General features: G+C 56.0%; 1 protein-coding gene. It reads right to left on the bottom strand.

What is annotated here, in order from left to right; genetic code table 11:
• Positions 1-392 (bottom strand): reverse transcriptase domain-containing protein (locus CUC44_RS21355; RefSeq protein WP_244166816.1); only part of this gene is annotated, 392 nt, incomplete at its 3' end.
• Positions 393-718 lie beyond the last annotated feature (326 nt).

The raw sequence follows: 718 nt of genomic DNA, 5'->3' as shown, positions 1-718 counted from the left end.
GGGGAGAGGACACACCCTTGTGGAGCGCCGGTGTTGGTGCTTCGAATGTCCGAGGTTACCTGACCCATCCTAACCTGCTGACTTCTGTTGGTCAGGAAACTGTAGATCCAACTGCAGAGGTTATCTGGTACAGTAAGCTGGGACAGTTTGGAGCAGAGGATTTGAGGGACAATGGTGTTGAACGCCGAGCTGAAATCCACAAACAGCATCCGAGCGTAGGTCCCAGGACGATCCAGGTGTTGCAGGATGTAGTGCAGTCCCAGGTTGACTGCATCGTCCACTGACCTATTTGCCCGGTAGGCAAACTGCAGGGGGTCCAGCTGGCTGTTGGTGAGGGTCTTCAGGTGATTCAACACCAAGCGTTCAAAGGATTTCATGACTACAGATGTCAGTGCGACAGGTCTGTAGTCGTTCAGCCCTGTGATGGTGGGTTTCTTGGGGACCGGGATGATGGTAGAGCGCTTGAAGCAGGTCGGGACCTCACTCAGCTCCAGAGATTTGTTGAAGAGCTGAGTAAAGATGGGAGCCAGCTGTTCCGCACAGGCTCGCAGGCAGGATGGGGAGACTCCATCTGGGCCCGGGGCTTTTTGGGTCTTAAGTCGCTGGAACAGTCGACATACTTCACCTTCACTGCTTCTAGGCAGTGCTCCGGGGGAGCTGGAGGGGGGCGCGGGGGAAGCAGTTGCAGTGTTTCGCGTCTGGGAGCCAGAGAGTGGTG

Source organism: Aeromonas lusitana, from assembly GCF_002812985.1.
GTDB classification, from domain to species: domain Bacteria; phylum Pseudomonadota; class Gammaproteobacteria; order Enterobacterales; family Aeromonadaceae; genus Aeromonas; species Aeromonas lusitana.
The sequence above is the reverse complement of the archived record's forward strand: the minus strand, read 5'-3'. Positions and strand labels throughout refer to the sequence as shown.